The 15523-nt window shown below is 43.0% G+C and carries 23 protein-coding genes; 11 read left to right on the forward strand and 12 right to left on the reverse strand.

All coding sequences use genetic code 11. From position 1 onward, the window contains the following. Positions 1 to 260 precede the first annotated feature (260 nt). The gene (locus tag VB714_RS21750; protein WP_323226783.1) at positions 261 to 818 is read left to right on the forward strand and encodes a peroxiredoxin; all 558 of its coding nucleotides are present in this window, start codon (positions 261 to 263) and stop codon (positions 816 to 818) included. 58 nt (positions 819 to 876) lie between these two features. Beyond that, positions 877 to 1596, forward strand: coding sequence for a TIGR00266 family protein (locus VB714_RS21755; protein ID WP_323226784.1), 720 nt, complete (start codon positions 877 to 879; stop codon positions 1594 to 1596). Positions 1597 to 1638: 42 nt separating this feature from the next. On the opposite strand, the gene VB714_RS21760 is transcribed toward VB714_RS21755, so the two are convergent. From VB714_RS21760 to ruvC, 4 genes are all read right to left on the reverse strand, one after another. Beyond that, positions 1639 to 2097, reverse strand: a complete 459-nt coding sequence (locus VB714_RS21760) for a lasso peptide biosynthesis B2 protein (RefSeq protein ID WP_323226785.1) — start codon at positions 2095 to 2097, stop codon at positions 1639 to 1641. After that, entirely contained in the window at positions 2069 to 2356 is a 288-nt protein-coding gene (locus VB714_RS21765) for a PqqD family protein (protein WP_323226786.1), read from the reverse strand. The genes VB714_RS21760 and VB714_RS21765 overlap by 29 nt, the downstream gene beginning before the upstream one ends. Positions 2357 to 2493: 137 nt before the next feature. Continuing rightward, a complete protein-coding gene (locus VB714_RS21770; protein WP_323226787.1) occupies positions 2494 to 3207 on the reverse strand; it encodes a pentapeptide repeat-containing protein in 714 nt (237 codons plus the stop codon). A gap of 67 nt (positions 3208 to 3274) precedes the next feature. Next, positions 3275 to 3802, reverse strand: coding sequence for a crossover junction endodeoxyribonuclease RuvC (ruvC, locus tag VB714_RS21775; RefSeq protein ID WP_416309763.1), 528 nt, complete (start codon positions 3800 to 3802; stop codon positions 3275 to 3277). A gap of 112 nt (positions 3803 to 3914) precedes the next feature. On the opposite strand from ruvC, the gene VB714_RS21780 reads away from it, so the two are divergent. Further along, positions 3915 to 5306 carry a gluconeogenesis factor YvcK family protein gene (locus VB714_RS21780; protein ID WP_323226789.1) on the forward strand — a complete coding sequence of 464 codons (1392 nt, stop codon included), beginning with the start codon at positions 3915 to 3917 and terminating at the stop codon, positions 5304 to 5306. A gap of 2 nt (positions 5307 to 5308) precedes the next feature. Continuing rightward, entirely contained in the window at positions 5309 to 5740 is a 432-nt protein-coding gene (gene tsaE / locus VB714_RS21785; protein WP_323226790.1) for a tRNA (adenosine(37)-N6)-threonylcarbamoyltransferase complex ATPase subunit type 1 TsaE, read from the forward strand. A gap of 105 nt (positions 5741 to 5845) precedes the next feature. Here the strand turns inward: tsaE and VB714_RS21790 are convergent, their stop codons facing one another. Beyond that, positions 5846 to 6010, reverse strand: coding sequence for a hypothetical protein (locus tag VB714_RS21790; protein WP_204105510.1), 165 nt, complete (start codon positions 6008 to 6010; stop codon positions 5846 to 5848). Positions 6011 to 6114: 104 nt separating this feature from the next. On the opposite strand from VB714_RS21790, the gene VB714_RS21795 reads away from it, so the two are divergent. Continuing rightward, the gene (locus tag VB714_RS21795; RefSeq protein ID WP_323226792.1) at positions 6115 to 6921 is read left to right on the forward strand and encodes an SAM-dependent chlorinase/fluorinase; all 807 of its coding nucleotides are present in this window, start codon (positions 6115 to 6117) and stop codon (positions 6919 to 6921) included. 2 nt (positions 6922 to 6923) lie between these two features. Then, positions 6924 to 8027, forward strand: a complete 1104-nt coding sequence (locus VB714_RS21800; RefSeq protein ID WP_323226793.1) for a zinc finger protein — start codon at positions 6924 to 6926, stop codon at positions 8025 to 8027. 44 nt (positions 8028 to 8071) lie between these two features. Here the strand turns inward: VB714_RS21800 and VB714_RS21805 are convergent, their stop codons facing one another. The 3 genes from VB714_RS21805 to lepB all read right to left on the reverse strand — a co-directional run bounded on the left by VB714_RS21805 (position 8072) and on the right by lepB (position 9537). Beyond that, complete coding sequence (locus VB714_RS21805) at positions 8072 to 8320, reverse strand: hypothetical protein (protein ID WP_323226794.1); 249 nt, start codon at positions 8318 to 8320, stop codon at positions 8072 to 8074. Between the two features lie 130 nt (positions 8321 to 8450). Next, positions 8451 to 8933 carry a Panacea domain-containing protein gene (locus VB714_RS21810; protein ID WP_323226795.1) on the reverse strand — a complete coding sequence of 161 codons (483 nt, stop codon included), beginning with the start codon at positions 8931 to 8933 and terminating at the stop codon, positions 8451 to 8453. 25 nt (positions 8934 to 8958) lie between these two features. After that, positions 8959 to 9537, reverse strand: coding sequence for a signal peptidase I (lepB, locus tag VB714_RS21815; RefSeq protein WP_323226796.1), 579 nt, complete (start codon positions 9535 to 9537; stop codon positions 8959 to 8961). Positions 9538 to 9653: 116 nt separating this feature from the next. On the opposite strand from lepB, the gene VB714_RS21820 reads away from it, so the two are divergent. The 4 genes from VB714_RS21820 (at position 9654) to VB714_RS21835 (ending at position 12579) form a co-directional block, all read left to right on the forward strand. After that, positions 9654 to 10973 carry a dihydroorotase gene (locus VB714_RS21820; protein ID WP_323226797.1) on the forward strand — a complete coding sequence of 440 codons (1320 nt, stop codon included), beginning with the start codon at positions 9654 to 9656 and terminating at the stop codon, positions 10971 to 10973. Positions 10974 to 10990: 17 nt separating this feature from the next. Next, complete coding sequence (locus VB714_RS21825) at positions 10991 to 11407, forward strand: hypothetical protein (protein ID WP_323226798.1); 417 nt, start codon at positions 10991 to 10993, stop codon at positions 11405 to 11407. Positions 11408 to 11463: 56 nt separating this feature from the next. After that, positions 11464 to 12090: a Uma2 family endonuclease gene (locus VB714_RS21830; RefSeq protein WP_323226799.1), complete on the forward strand. Its 627-nt coding sequence runs from the start codon at positions 11464 to 11466 to the stop codon at positions 12088 to 12090. Positions 12091 to 12270: 180 nt separating this feature from the next. Continuing rightward, positions 12271 to 12579, forward strand: coding sequence for a hypothetical protein (locus tag VB714_RS21835; RefSeq protein WP_323226800.1), 309 nt, complete (start codon positions 12271 to 12273; stop codon positions 12577 to 12579). Between the two features lie 47 nt (positions 12580 to 12626). Here VB714_RS21835 and VB714_RS21840 read toward each other — a convergent pair whose 3' ends face one another. Together VB714_RS21840 and VB714_RS21845 are read right to left on the reverse strand one after the other, a co-directional pair. Beyond that, on the reverse strand, positions 12627 to 12779 hold the full coding sequence (locus VB714_RS21840; RefSeq protein WP_323226801.1) for a hypothetical protein: 153 nt from the start codon (positions 12777 to 12779) through the stop codon (positions 12627 to 12629). Next, positions 12776 to 13048: a hypothetical protein gene (locus tag VB714_RS21845; RefSeq protein WP_323226802.1), complete on the reverse strand. Its 273-nt coding sequence runs from the start codon at positions 13046 to 13048 to the stop codon at positions 12776 to 12778. The genes VB714_RS21840 and VB714_RS21845 overlap by 4 nt, the downstream gene beginning before the upstream one ends. Positions 13049 to 13287: 239 nt before the next feature. Here VB714_RS21845 and VB714_RS21850 point away from each other — a divergent pair, with 239 nt between their 5' ends. Continuing rightward, positions 13288 to 13611: a hypothetical protein gene (locus tag VB714_RS21850; RefSeq protein ID WP_204103565.1), complete on the forward strand. Its 324-nt coding sequence runs from the start codon at positions 13288 to 13290 to the stop codon at positions 13609 to 13611. Positions 13612 to 13697: 86 nt separating this feature from the next. Here the strand turns inward: VB714_RS21850 and VB714_RS21855 are convergent, their stop codons facing one another. Together VB714_RS21855 and VB714_RS21860 are read right to left on the reverse strand one after the other, a co-directional pair. Beyond that, positions 13698 to 14831: a hypothetical protein gene (locus VB714_RS21855; RefSeq protein ID WP_323226803.1), complete on the reverse strand. Its 1134-nt coding sequence runs from the start codon at positions 14829 to 14831 to the stop codon at positions 13698 to 13700. Continuing rightward, on the reverse strand, positions 14828 to 15211 hold the full coding sequence (locus VB714_RS21860) for a hypothetical protein (protein WP_323226804.1): 384 nt from the start codon (positions 15209 to 15211) through the stop codon (positions 14828 to 14830). Before VB714_RS21860 ends, VB714_RS21855 begins: the two co-directional genes overlap by 4 nt. Positions 15212 to 15523 lie beyond the last annotated feature (312 nt).

Consider the following 15523-nt stretch of genomic DNA (forward strand, 5'->3'; position numbering starts at 1 on the left):
AAATGCGCTAGGGCATAGCGTATCGGAAAATGCTTGTGGAGATGATCTGACGGGGGCTTTGCCTAGTCAAAAATCTGTGAAGCAGGAAATCTTGAATGCGAGTTCAAGAATCTCCCGCTAGAACGCTCAAGCGTTTAGCGGTGAGAGTATGTCAAGCGAATTCCCCCTAGCTGCAATCACGTGCAGTTCTTTGAGGTCTATCTTATGATGAACTATGATTAAAAAAGATACAACTTTATAAATGTGTTGGGGTTAAATTTATGTCTCGTCGAGGGCTAATGCGCCTTTTCTGTGCCGGAATTTGTGCTAGTTTAGTTTGGTTAAATTTTCTGCCTCATGCGATCGCCTTGGGAGGGAAACAACCCGATCTGAATAGTCCAGCCCCAGAATTCACCCTACCCACCAATACAGGAGATGGAGAAATTTCGAGGAAAATTTCTCTCTCAGATTACCGAGGCCAGTGGGTTGTTCTGTATTTCTATCCTCAAGATTTTACTTCAGGTTGTACCCTCGAAGCACAAAGATTTCAAAAAGATTTGCCCAAATATAGAGCCAGAAATACGCAAATTATTGGAGTTAGTGTTAATGATGTGGATTCTCATGCGGAATTTTGCGATGCAGAAGGATTAAAATTTCCGCTACTTGCAGATACCGATGGAAGCGTGAGTAAACTTTACGGTTCGTGGTTAGGAATTATGGCTTTACGTCATACTTATCTTATCGATCCCGAGGGGATTCTCAGAGAAATTTATCTCGGCGTACAACCCGTCATTCACAGTACAGAGGTTTTGGCAAGATTGGACGAATTACAGTCTTAATAAACCCTTGAAGATTCATTTTTATTCTCGATTCATAAATTATTTATTGGAGGTCAAAATGGCAGACGCGATCGATTACAAAATTTACGGTGCAGATTTACAATTAGTTGAAATCGAACTCGATCCTGGTGAAGGCGTACAAGCAGAAGTCGGAACTATGACTTATATGGAAGAAGACATTGAGATGCAAACGGGAATGGGAGGGGGTTTATTTTCAGGTTTTAAACGCATGGTAACTGGGGAGAGTTTTTTCATTACAACCTTTGCAAATGGAGGTAAAAAACGAGCAAAAGTTGGTTTTGCAGCAACTTCTCCAGGTCAAATTATCCCTCTCAATCTCGCTGCTTTAGGGGGGGAATTTCTCTGCCAAAAAGATGCGTTTTTGTGTGCGGCGAGTGGGACAGAAATTAAGGTTGCTTTTACTAAGCGCTTGGGTGCAGGATTTTTTGGCGGGGAAGGATTCATTTTACAGCGATTACAAGGCGATGGTTTTGCATTTGTGCAAGCAGGAGGGGCAATTGTTGAGAAAAATTTAGCACGAGGAGAAGTATTAAAAGTCGATACAGGTTGTTTAGTCGCTTTTTCGTCTTCGGTAGATTACGATATCCAGTTTATGAAGGGAATTAAAAATCTTTTATTTGGGGGAGAAGGCTTATTTTTAGCCAAGATGACGGGACCGGGTAAAGTTTATATTCAAAGTCTACCTTTTTCTCGTTTAATGGCACGAATTACCTCTCCTCTGCAAAATCAGATTGCTCGATTAGGCGGTGATGATTAAGTTAAGAAACGGAAAGGCGATCGCGGGCAGTATTTTGCAATCTTAGCAAATTATGCGATCGAAAGTAGCAAAATCTTCGCGTACATCCCGAATTTCATTTAAGGCGATTCCTTGATATTCTACCCAAGCATGAGCCTCAAATTCACCGCGATCGCGTCTTACCCCAATTCTTAATTCACTCTCAATTCTTTGTAAATAAAGCAATTCCCATAAAACTAAAGATTGCTTCAAACAATTACTAAAAGATTGGCAATAACGAGTCGCAATTTTTACCATTGCGGCGGTTTGAGAAACCCGTTTTTCTCGTTCTGAGTCAGAAACCTTGCAACGGATTTGAGGTAATTTAATTAAAATATTTTGGGTCATTTTTAATCCCAGTCGAGGTAAGGCGATCGCCACGAAAATTAACCCGACAAACGCCCCCATTAAAAGCCAGCGATCCTGGAAAGATAATTGTTTTAATGTCGTCAATTTACGACCCAGTAACTTTAACCAGACCATGTTCGGCTAATTGCTCGATTAACTCTAATAAATCTTGTTCTAACTCTATCCCATCTACTTCATATTCTGCTAATAAAAGTTGATAAGCGGCTTGAATCGATGGAGCATCATTTAAGATAGAGATCATGCGCGTCCCAACTTCATCCAAGCCAAAATACTCTTCACTATCAAGATTGAGCAAAACAGATTCTCCCGCCAAATCTTGGAGAAGAACATCTTCAGAGAGAGAAACTTTTTGAGTTAGACTTAAATCGGACATTTAGGAGAAAAAAAGAGGAAAAGGGGAAGAGCTTTGAATTCGCCAAAATAATCCTGACGAATATAGAGAGGAAAGAATTCACTCGTTCCCTTAATTTAAGGATCGTACCTCTCTCGATCGCAATGCCACCTGAAAAATTAACTAACAACCAATTGACCTTCAGTCGTTAAACCAATAACGCCATCTAATTTAGCATTATCTAATTGCGTACCAATTAAATTCGCACCAATTAAATAAGCCCCCACTAACAACGCGCTGGTCAAATTGGTATTGAGCAAATTAGCATTAGAAAGATTAGCATCCGTTAGATTCGCTCCGATTAAATTGGCATCGCTGAGATCCGCACGCACCAACTTGGCTTCACTAAGATCGGCACTCAAGAGTTTAGCCGAGATCAGATTCGCCGTACTTAAGTTCGCTCCGCCCAGATCGGCACTGCTCAAATTAGCACTATTAAATTTTGCTCCAATCAGATTTGCGCCAACCAGTTTGGCTGCGCTTAGATTTGCCTCGCTCAAAGTAGCATTAACTAAAGTAGCAAAAGTCAAATCAGAAGCACTTAAAATCGTCCCGTTGAGATTAGCATCAAATAAGTTAATGCCTTTGGCATCCGCGCCCCTAATATTGGCTCGGGTCAGGTCGGCATTAACAAAATTGGCATAACTCAGATCGGCACCACTGAGGTTAGCGCCACTGAGGTTAGCACCGCTAAGATTCGCACAGTACAAATTAGCACCACTGAGGTCAGCGCCACTGAGGTCAAAATTGCTCAAATTGGCGTGACTCAAGTCTCCGCCTTGGCATTTCTTCGTTTCGAGTAATCTTTCGATATCTCCAGTATTGTCAGCCATATTTCTTTGTTGAATGGGTGGGGGTGCAAGTCAACCAAAATGATAGCAGGAATGGGTTTTCAATACATCAATCGCCATGAAACCAAGCGGTCAGCGCTACGGCGATCGCATCTGCTGCATCGTCGGGTTGGGGTAAAGACTCCAAGTTCAACTCCCGCGCTACGGCTTCCTTGATTTCCTGTTTGTCGGCATTGCCATATCCAGTTAAAGACTGTTTCACCTGACCTGGCGTAAATTCCACATAAGGTAACTCAGCTTGAGCCAATACTAACATTACCACTCCCCTCGCTTGCGCTACCGCAATGGTATTGCCCATGCGATAAAAGAATAATTTTTCAATAGACACCAAATCCGGTTGAACTTCCCGGATCAACTCCTGTAAGTCATCGTAGATCGTACAGAGTCGTTCTCCAAAGGGTGTTTTTGCTTGGGTTTCGATAATGCCAAAATCCAGTAACTCTACGGTGGCCTCCTTTATCCCCGCAGGACAAGCGATCGCCCCAAATCCTAACCTCGCCAAACCGGGATCGATCCCTAAAATTCGTATTGGTTTTGCGTCCAAAGTTTGCCCCTTTTTTTCTTTTTCTCCTACCATTATCTTTGATTCTTGAATTCCCTGCGATCGCGGGTCGGAGTTGGTAAAATAGCCGCGATCGACGCGACTCAATAAATCACCCCTTAAAATAACCAATAACAAAATTATCGTTATGGTTGGTCTAATAGAACAAGCCCTACGCTCCCTAAAAATGGAAAAATCGAGTTTTGCGACGGTCGGTCGAAGGACTCCCAAGCGCATGAATCACTGGTTTAAATGGCTGGCTCCCGGTTTGCTGATCAAACGTTGGTTGTTGATCAGTACAACAGGAATTCTCTGTGCTGTTTTGGGGCTGGCCATTTGGGTGGGACTGACCCCCATTTACCGTTTAATGGGATTTGCTTCGGATATTTTAGAGACGATCGCCCGCATTCTTCCCAGTTATATTTCTGGACCCCTGGCGATCGCCTTGGGGCTTTTCCTTGTTTTTTGGGGACAAAGCCGCAGTTTTGGGTCCATCGCCGGAGTCCTCAAACCGGAAAGTGATGAAGAGTTGATCGATGTCCTCACCGCCCATCGCCGCTTGAACCGGGGACCGAAAATCGTTGCCATTGGCGGTGGAACGGGGCTTTCTACCCTGTTGAGGGGATTAAAGGAGTATAGTGCTAATATTACCGCTATTGTCACCGTTGCGGACGATGGCGGCTCCTCGGGACGATTGCGCCGAGAAATTGGCGTGCTTCCTCCTGGGGATATTCGCAACTGTGTCGCAGCCCTCGCAGCCGAAGAAAAATTGCTGACGGAGTTGTTTCAATATCGTTTTAATGCGGGGGATGGCTTATCTGGGCATAGTTTTGGCAATCTCTTCCTGACGGCTATGAGTGAAATCACCGGGGACTTGGAGACGGCGATCGCCGCTAGTTCCAAGGTTTTAGCCGTTAAGGGGAGTGTACTGCCCGCGACCCTCGCCGATGTGCGCCTATGGGCAGAATTGGAGGATGGACGGCGCATTGAAGGGGAATCCAATATTCCCAAAGCTGAAGGAAAAATCGTGAGGTTGGGTTGTCTCCCGGCTAACCCTCCCGCCCTCCCTGCGGTTATTAAAGCCATTAAAGAGGCGGATTTTATTATTATGGGGCCGGGGAGTCTTTACACCAGTGTTATCCCTAATTTGCTTGTTCCTGACATCCGCGACGCGATCGCCAAAAAGAAGGTCCCTCGCATTTATGTTTGCAATATTATGACTCAACCTGGGGAAACCGACGGCTATACCGTGTCGGATCACATTCGGGCGATCGACCGTGTTTGCGATCGCCGTTTATTTGATGCTGTTATCGTCCAAGGGAGTTCTCCTTCAGCCCAATCTCTGATCCGTTATGCTCAAGATAATTCCCATCCGGTTTTCCTCGATCGCGAAGCGGTGACTCAATTAGGACGACGGATTGTTCCTGCTAATATTATGGACGAAGATCGCGAGACGGGATATGTGCGTCACAATCATCAACGTCTTGCTAAAGTTTTATTGCGCTGGTACGAAAAGACTCATGGGTTTAAGTTTCAATAATCATGATTGAGAAGGCACAATTAGAGAATGCAGAGGAAACTTTAGAATTAGGGCGAGAATTGGGGCGATCGCTACCCGTCAATACGACAATTCTTCTGTTTGGGGATTTGGGAGCAGGTAAAACAACCCTGGTGCAAGGATTAGGAGAAGGGTTAGGAATTCGCGATCCCATTGTCAGCCCGACTTTTACGTTAATTAATGAATATTTAGAGGGACGTTTACCCCTTTATCATTTAGATTTGTATCGTTTAGAACCAGAAGATGTGCTGGGCATTACCCCAGAAATTTATTGGGAAGGAATCGAAGTCACTCCAGGGATTACCGCCATTGAATGGCCGCAACGCTTACCCTATAAACCCCCCACCTATTTAGAAATTTATCTCGAATTCTCTGGCGATCGCGCCAGGCAAATTCGGCTCAATTCTGTGGGGTAGAATCAACGAATGGCAAAAGAAGCAAGATCGACCATCGATCTTGCTTCTTTTTTGCTTCTCTTGCTGGAAAAAACCTCTGGGAGTACAAAATGAATTGAGGAAATGTTAATTCATTTTTAAATAAGCGGCTTCGGCTTCCAAATTCTTTAATAATTGGTCATCTCCTGTAGCCCGAGCTGCTTCCATGCGGTGTTGCAAACTCTTCCGTAAGTTATCGCGATGGTTAGCGGCGGCGTTTTTTAAGATTTCTTTACGATTATTGTTCATCATGGGTCTGCTCCGATTGCTTGATTACCTATATTGTTATGGTATCGTAACTTCTCGGAAAAAAGTATCGATTGTTACAAAAAATTTACGATTTGCTATTTCGGTTTATGGAGGATAGGCAAGCAAAAACGGGGGGAATCATTGCGCTACTCAGTGACTTTGGTTTACAGGATGTTTATGTTGGGGTGATGAAAGCCGCGATCGCGCAAATTAATCCCCAATTAACGGTTATCGATCTCACCCACCAAATTCCCCCTCAAAACATTGCGGCAGGGCGCTTTTGCTTGTTGAATGCTTATGCTTATCTGCCGCCAAAAACCGTTTGCGTTGCAGTGGTCGATCCAGGGGTGGGTAGCGATCGCCGAGGGATAGCAATAGAAATTGAAGATCGATGCTTTGTTGCCCCGGATAATGGGCTATTGAGCGGCATTCTACAGCATCCCGAGGCGATCGCCGCCGTTCACCTCGATCGCCCCGATTATTGGCGCACCGGATCCCCAAGTGCGACGTTTCACGGACGGGATATTTTTGCCCCAGTGGGGGCGCATTTGGCCAATGGCGTACCCTTAGCCAAGGTGGGTACGGCGATCGATCCCCGCAGTTTAATTCGTTGGCAATTTCCTCCCCTAAAAACTACCCCTACAGAGATTTGCGGTTGCGTCCAATATATCGATCGCTTTGGTAATTTAGTCAGCAATATTCCCGCCGCATCGGTTGCAGGAAAATCTTGGGGGGTAAAATGGCAGGGGGAAAAAATTCCCTCGGGTCGCGCGTATAGCGATCGCCCTGTAGGTGAATTAGTTGCCCTCATTGGCAGTCATGGCTGGGTAGAAATTGCTGTCAATGGAGGCAATGCGCGGGATCGATTAGGATGGGATTATGGCGGCGCGATCGCCATTACAATCAATGATTGATTATGGCGATTAAAGAAGGGCTTTGGGACTGTCCGACTTGTCAAACGAAAGGGATTTTAGGACGCTATCGAGAGTGCGACAATTGCGGCGCACCTCGTCCCGAAGGGGTTCGCTTTTACCTTCCCCAAAATGCGCCCAATGTCACCAATACAGAACAATTGGCGATCGCCAAAGCGGGTGCAGATTGGATCTGCGAGTACTGCGGTGCGAGTAACCGGGTGAAGGAGGAGAATTGCGTAGAGTGCAGTGCGCCAAAAAGTGAGATAACACAAGCGGTCAAGGAATACAGTACAGCAAATATTCCTCGCAGTCCTAAAGCGCAAACTCTTCCTCGCCAAAAGAGAATGCCTTCTTCTTCAATTCCTACTGCTGTAGTTCGTTCCAGCATGAGTACGAAAAAAGGCAAAGGAAGAGGTTATAAATGGTGGCTGGGAATCATTGCGATCGCTGCTTCGGTGGTTGTGGGTTTGGCTATCTTTCTCTTTCGACCCATTACAGTTGAAGCAACAGTTTCGGGATTAAGTTGGGAACGAAAAGTAACGATTGAAAAACTAACAACGGTGACAGAATCAGACTGGTCTATTCCTGCTGGTGGTCGCCTTTTAAGTCAGCGAGAAGAGATTCGCCGCTATAAACAAGTTCTCGACCATTATGAAACAAAAACCCGTCAAGTTTCCGAGCAAGTTAAGACGGGAACGGAGAGTTATAATTGCGGAACGCGAGATTTGGGAAATGGTTATTTTGAGACTAAAACTTGTACGCGAGATGTTTATGAAACAAGGACAAAAACGGAAACTTATGACGATCCTATTTATCGAGATGAACCGATTTATGAAACGAAATATACTTACGAAATCGATCGCTGGTTGCGCGATCGCGTCGAGGTTGCTTCAGGGGTAACAAAACAAACTTATTGGCCGGATTTTGTTTTAAACGCGAAGGAACGGGAAGGAGGGCGATCGCAGGATTATAAAGTGTATTTTACAGGAGAAAAGGGAGAAAGTTATACTCTCGAACTCGATCCCGATTTTTGGAGTACCTTCGATCCTGGAGAGTCTCAGATTCTTAAGGTCAATCGCTTGGGGGGTGTAAAATTGGCAGAGTAGAATTGATTGATGCGATCGCAGCTAATGGTAAATATCGATGTACTTTAACTGTACAATAAATGTTCTGGATCGAGCCAGACAATATAAAAAATATCTCCTAGGAAAAAACCGTGCATCCTACCATATTCATTTGCAGAAAGCGACAGTTGATAGGGAGTATCTACCAATTGTTCTTCATTAGGAATATTAAAACAATTCTCGCTAGTTTCACTCCATTCTATGGGATGACAGCGAATTGATGGACTGCGATCGCGCAATAATTCTTGTACAGTCCAACTTGAAAAATCTTTCAATCTTTCTAAAAGAGTCACAAAGTAGGTAGAGTCTTGATTTTGTACAGCAAACTTCGAGTTATCTACCTGCCAATATTTAAAAGAGAAACTGAGACCTCGTGGCGGCTCTATTTCGGTTCTAAATGTCTTGTCAAACGGCTGCGACTTCTGAATTCTTTTCTTTTTCTTGGGTTTGGACACGCGCAGCGTAATACTCCTCGATCCATGCTTTTTCAATAATAGCATGAGAAGGTTCGTCTGCCAGCAAATTTCCTCTTGCTTGTTGCCAAGGTGCTTCAATATGAGTCATTTTTTCCAACTCATAAGTATCACAAGCAAAATATTCGTTTGCTACCTCCTCCAGAAAACTTACAATATCTGGAGATAATTCTGGTTTCACTTCTTCATCAATAGGGTGCCAGCCAAACTTTTTATATTTTTGATATAGTTTGGGAATAGCTGGACCGTGAATCCATGCTTCAAAATCGTCCTCAAATAAAGGCTTTTCAAATAAAGCTAAATGCCATGCTTGAGCATAATACACTAACTTCTGGAGCTTCAAATTACTGAGAAAAGAGCCTGTTTCATTGGCCAGCCAGATAAAATAATTGGCAATATCAAAGCAATTTAACACTTAATTTATCCCTCACTAAAAACAATTATTCGTCTTTTTCAACCCCTCCCATACGGGCGATCGGCCAAAAACGTACCGCAGCACGACCGATAATCTTTTCGTAAGGAACGATACCCCAACAACGGCTATCATAACTATTACTGCGATTATCTCCCAAGACTAAATAAGACCCTTCCGGAACAGTAACGGGTTCTGATAAATAAGGTTTATCCGGTTGGAAACGACAGATATTAACCTCAGTCGAGTCCTTGCGAGCAATATAATCTTCATCTAAAGATTTGCCATTAATGTAAACTTTTTTATCTTTTAACTCAACAGTTTCCCCCGGCAAACCCACTACCCGCTTAATAAAAGCATCGTGAAAGTTTTGACGTTCGAGGGCATCTGTGGGATTAAAGACAATAATATCGCCACGCATGGGCTTGCGAAACCGATAGCTCATTTTTTCGATCATCAGGCGATCGTTGATTTCGAGGGTAGGTAACATCGACTCTGAAGGAATGTAACGCGCTTCAGCAACAAATTGACGAATGCCGATCGCCAGCACTGCACTCAGGGCGATAGTTTTAAGTGCTTCGACGGAAGTACTTCGTAAGCTGGACATAAGCTAATCAATAATCACAGAATTACAACAAAAAATTACGAGTTTCGGGATCAGAAAAATTTTTAGAGGCTAATTTACCTATCATAGCCTGTACATTGTTTAATTTTAACTTTGCCATGTTTTCCGACACCGATCGCCTCATTCGCCATGCCCAGATTATCCTCCCAGACGGCGATTCTTTGCTTGGGGACGTACAAATACGCCAAGGTAAAATTGCTCGTATTGCTGAGGCGATCGCGCCGGAAGCTGGAGATGATGTCCTTGACGCGCAAGGGTTGACAATGTTTCCAGGAGTCGTCGATCCGCAAGTCCATTTTCGCGAACCGGGTTTGGAGTACAAGGAAGACTTATTTACGGCGACTTGTGCGTGTGCTCGGGGTGGGGTGACTTCCTTCCTAGAAATGCCCAATACGCGCCCTTTAACCACCACTCAGGCAATACTCGACGATAAGTTAAAGCTGGCATCTCAGAAGTGTTTGGTCAATTATGGCTTTTTTATGGGGGCGACGGCGGAAAATTTACCGGATCTGCGAGAAGCAAACCCATCTTGCGGGATTAAAATCTTTATGGGATCGGCACATGGGGCTTTATTGGTCAGCACAGAAGCAGAGATTGAACCCATTTTTGCAGAAGGAACGCGCTTAATTGCCGTTCATGCAGAAGATCAGCAGAGAATTCGCGATCGCCGCCAACAATTTCAAGGCATTACCGATCCGGTCATTCACTCCACCATACAGGATCGAAAAGCTGCCCTCAATGCCACCCAACTCGCCCTCAAACTGTCCAAAAAATATCAACGTCGTCTCCATATCCTTCACCTTTCAACAGGAGATGAAGCGGAATTATTGCGCCAAGATAAACCCGCTTGGGTAACAACAGAAGTCACCCCCCAACATTTGCTTTTAAATGAAACTGCTTACGAAAAGATCGGTACCTTAGCACAGATGAATCCTCCTTTACGAACTGCTAAAGATAATAAGATTTTATGGCAAGCATTAAAGGATGGCGTTATTGATTTTATCGCTACGGATCACGCCCCTCATACTTTAGAAGAAAAAGCGAAAGGCTATCCCAATTCTCCTTCAGGAATGCCAGGGGTAGAAACATCTTTAGCTGTAATGTTGACGCAAGCGAAGGAAGGTAAATGCAGTTATGCACAAATCGCGAATTGGATGTCTGCAAAGCCAGCAGAGGCTTATCAAATCCCCAATAAGGGCAAAATCAAAGAAGGCTATGATGCGGATTTAGTTTTAGTAGATTTAGAAAATTATCATCCCGTATTGCGGGAGGAAGTTGTTTCTAAATGTGGCTGGAATCCCTTTGAAGGCTGGAATTTAACCGGGTGGGCGCGATATACCATTGTGGGCGGACAAGTCGCTTTCGATCGAGGAACCATCAATACAGAAGTGCGAGGAAAAGCGTTAAAATTTGGCTAGTTTCTTGTTTTATGATTATGTTCAAACGATTCATTATTGCGGGTTTTCTGTTGACTTCTCTTGGCTGTAGTCTGTTGGCGCAGGAAAGCGATCGCGGTCAATACAATTCTCTCGATCCCCAGGAGTTTCTCTCTTCCCGACAGCTATTCGATAGTCCTCATCCTCGCCAGGTTGCCCTTGCCTTATTTGAGGAAAATACGAGAGAATCAGAAGGGAGAAAATCTGAAGCTATTTCTATTGAATACCCAACTTGGGAACTTGCTATTGTTACGATCGCCATCGTGGGTTTAGCTGATGATTCTCTGCGGGGTCGTCGCTACCGTTTAGAGTTTCAATATAATGAGAGTCATTGGCAATTAGATTGGGTAGGTTCTCAGGTTCAATGCCGGGAAGGGAGAGGACATCAAAATTGGGGACGCGATCGCTGTTTTTAAGATAAATATCGCGATCGCATTTGGTAAACTAAAAGCATCGATCTCGCCCGAAGCCTATGACCCTTGCAATTGACCAACCCATACAACAGAGGCTGCTGAACTTTAGTGAGTTCCTTGCTCGTCACGGTGGCGATAACCGCTATGAACTGATTGATGGAGAGGTTTTTGACTTGGAACCAACCGGCCGACATGAGGAAGTTGCTGCTTTTATTACGACAAAAGCCTGCGTTCAGATTGACAGAGCAGGTTTACCTTGGTTCGTTCTTCAACGAGGACTATTTCGCCCTTCTGATGCTGGGATAACGGCATTTCGGCCTGATGTCGCAGTCGTCGATCGCGCGGAACTTATCGGAGAGCCACTTTGGCCAGAGCGATCGATTCTGACGCGGGGTGATTCGATTAAATTTGTTGCAGAAGTCGTTAGCGGTAATTGGCAAAATGATTATGCCCGTAAGGTTGAAGACTATGCAACGGTAGGCATTCCCGAATATTGGATTGTAGACTATGCGGGGTTAGGGGGAATCCGGCACATTGGGAAGCCAAAGCAGCCCACCCTTTCTATCTGTACTCTGGTGGATGGAGAGTATGACATTCAATTACTCCGAGGCGATCGCGCGATCGCTTCTATTACTTTTCCCAATCTGAACGTGACGGCTGAACAAGTATTGAGAGCAGGTCGGTAACACCCCTGTTCTTTATTTTGCGGCAGGATTTAGCCCTTGTCAAAACTCTTCGCAAGCCTCGCGTTAAACTTATTGTCGCTCCTTTTCCAGACCGTCAACGCAGTTATTTCCTTCCTGTCCAAAGTCCCATTGACAATGTATTCTTAAGAATAAAAATATCCGATTCTCAGGGAAATAACAATGCCAGAAGAATTTACGCCATCCCAAACACCAACACTGGAGACTACAATTGTTCCCAGTCAAGCCTCTGAACTTGTAAAATCTGAATCTGTAAAGTCCGATCGCGTTGCTGACTTTGAAAAGATCAGTCGTATTATCTCTCCTTATTTTACCGTTCTTGTCGGGCTATATTTATACGAAAGTAATTTTTGGATTGGGTTTTTATTTATTGGATTGGGAATGTTCGCCCTATTAAAAATATCGATCGCGGATATTAAAAAGGCGATCGCGGCAATTAAATCTTTTTTTGGCTTACAAGAAGAATTGTGAATGAAGGCAAAAGGTAGGTTTGTGCCTTAAACTAATTGCGCTAAATTTCAATTGGGACGGAGATTTTTAGCTTTTTCCAAATAAACGTGAATCATCATGCGATCGCACTTCCTGCGAGTCGTGATTTTTAGGCGATCGCTTTTTAGTATTGCGAAATTAGACTGCTTTTCAAAATCTGCGTTAACAATTCCTGATATCATACAGTTCTCTTTATTCGTCCACCAAATCGTCGAACGTGGCGAGAACCAACTCGCACAATCCAGATTTGAGCATTTGGATGACGGGCTTCGAGCTTAGTGCAAGCAGCTATTTCACGCGCATCAATTTCAAAGTCTCCAGTTTCGAGGTCGATCGCCACAATCTTCCCGTGATTACCTGCTTCGACTTGTGAGCGTATTTGCGTTTGGTAAATTAGATCGCCACGTTGGGCGAATTCTTCTTTGCTATAGCGGGGTTGACGGACTACCATAATTTGGATTTTCCTCTATCGTTGCCTTATTTCTCATTATAACTAACCAGAATCTGCTCCAAATAGATTGCTTTCGTTAAAATAAAAATAAGGTGCGTTACACTTCGTTAACGCACTCTACAAGATCGGCGATCGTAGGAGAGTAATGTATTGCGATCGCACTTCCTGCGAGTCGTGATTTTTAGGCGATCGCGTAACTATAGAATAAAATTATAACTGACTTCAAAACAGCAAACTCTATGCTAGAAGCAAATGTACGCGACAACAAAGAGCTTTCCCAGCTAATCCAACAAGCCAACTCTAAGCGAGAAGCGATCGCCTTAATCCAAGAAGGGCAACCAAAAGCAGTGCTGTTAAGTTTAGCAATGTTTCAATATTTGATAGGGATTAGCGATCGCCGAGAACAGCTATCAAACGAAGGATTTGCAACGATGTCGCATCAACTTTTTACCAAATCTGGCTATGACTCGACCGACAAAATTATGGAACTTATTCAGGATGTAAAACAAGAAATATCCACAGAAAGAGAGCAAAGGCTAATAATTACTAAGGCGATCGCTTAACAATCATTTGTCTTTGCGATCGCTATTAATGTGAGTCGTGATTTTTAGGCGATCGTATCAACAATCTATCTTCATAAAGGCGATCGCTATTCCTGTGAAACCTCATTAAAACTAATACCATAATTATCTGAATCATCTTCACTACTTACAAAATATGCACAGATTGCAAGATGATCATTTTCGACAATATGTAAATGATTTAGATAGTTTTTTGCTCTGGGAAACACACGCCAACTCACTGGTCGATGTGATATCGGATCAAATCCACTTTCTGTCAAAGAGAATAAATTATCTCCAATTTCGATTACTGCACCAAACAAACCAGATCTAACTAAAACACGAGAGGAAATTGGCAACTTGAGAGGCATAGTATTATTAGTTTTTATATCTTGTAATACATTAATATATTTTCCTATTACTTCACTTCTTATTACTTCACCATTGTTTAAAAGTGAGAATAGTTTTCTCCCTGCCATCCAAGAATAAATAATAGAGGCTTGGCTGTCATTATCAATTTTTATAGTTTCAGGAGTTTGTCTTTTTAGTCTATTTAGATTGGGATAGAAGCTATCAGGTATCTTACCTTCTCGAGGTTTTTTTGGGAGTTCGGCAAAAACTGATATGTAAGCTCCATCTTTAGAGTTAGTAATCAGATTTTTCCCAATCCATTCACAGTCATATGAATTAATCTCAATAGTCTTAATGTCTTCGCCTCCTATAATTTTTGTATTGCGTGGAAAGGCAGTAATTATACCGTTGGAACCTGCGGCAATAGCAATCCTAGAATTATCATTTGGAGATATTTTATAAGCATATTTATCCCACAGTTGAAGTCGTGTATCCTGAGCAAGTCTCTTAGAACCAAAATCAAGATTCACTCTATCAACACCATTCTCATCAGCAATGTAAAGACGGTTACTGTATACATTAATGTCAGTTGACCAAACCTTCAGTCGTAGCGTTTCTCCCAATTTATGTTCTTTAAGCTGTTCTTCTTCAATGTATATTTCCTGATACTCACCCTCGACTAAATTTAAACCTTTGCGGCAATCTTTCAAGAAATTATATAAAGGCCGCCTGTCTGAAATATTAGACAGCAGACCCTCCCAGTTATAGATTGATATTTGTGAATTTGCACTAACTAAAAACAGTATTCCAGAGTAGATAAATGAATCAATAAAGTCGCCTTCAATTTTGATAGAAATATATTTATGGTTCATATAGAAAACTTTCCTTGTTGAATTCTACGCTTATCTCTTTTATCAATTAAATTCTCTTTACGCCACAATTCAAGGACTAAATCAGGGGGAATATCATCATCTTTAGGATGTACAGGATATCCATGCCAATCTGAATTAGAATCACACCGATACTTAGCTATACAAAGATCATTTTCTAAATCTTCCCCAATCTTTGATATTTTTGAGTCTTTTTTCATTACAGCCCATAATATTCCATCCTTATACCAATCTTTAGTACTGGCTATACCGAATAACTGAACCTCATTCCATTCCGGAACTTTCCAAACACTAGCAGTTTGTGAAGGCCTAGATGCTCTGTGTTTAGGATTTATCTTGTATGACGAGAATCTTGGAAGCATTTTTTCAAGTTAAAAATGAAGTAATCGTTCAGAGGGTCTAAATCTGATAATCTAGAACTCATGGAAGAAAAAAAACTAAACTACTAGAGACAACAGAAATTGACGAAAATGATTAGAATAAAACTCTAGTCAGCGTCAGAAATCTGGTGTTGAAATTAGTGCGATCGCCGATCTTGTAGGTTGGGTTGCGTTCCTTAACCCAACTATGGGAAATGATAAACTCATTTTAGGTTACTGCGTGCCGACTCAAGTGCGATCGCCGATCTTTTAGGGGCATTATAACTGTGTTTTTGGCTAACTGTCAAGTTACTG

Origin of the sequence: Spirulina sp. 06S082, assembly GCF_034932145.1 — a bacterium.
Lineage (GTDB): Bacteria > Cyanobacteriota > Cyanobacteriia > Cyanobacteriales > Spirulinaceae > CCY15215.